Raw genomic sequence first — 255 nt, forward strand, 5'->3', positions numbered from 1 at the left:
GCCGGTACAACGATTCCTGCGAGTTTTATTCGTGGGAATGATCAAGAATCAGCATTCCCTATCTGCCCAGAGTGTTTAGCAGAGGCTCCTTATATCCGTCAGAATTGGCACTTTGAACCCTATCAAGCATGTACCAAGCATCATGTAAAGCTAGTCGATAGCTGTCCTCAATGTGGCATAGCATTGAACTATGTGTGGAATGAATCAATTACTCATTGTTCCTGTGGTTTTGATTTAACGAAGGCTATTGCATCT

1 protein-coding gene is annotated in these 255 nt (G+C 42.7%); it reads left to right on the forward strand.

What is annotated here, in order from left to right; translation table 11 throughout:
• A partial coding sequence (locus J3L11_RS19235; protein WP_207572024.1) for a TniQ family protein occupies window positions 1-255 on the forward strand: 255 nt, incomplete at both ends.

This window comes from Shewanella sp. 4t3-1-2LB (assembly GCF_017368415.1).
Taxonomy (GTDB): domain Bacteria; phylum Pseudomonadota; class Gammaproteobacteria; order Enterobacterales; family Shewanellaceae; genus Shewanella; species Shewanella fodinae.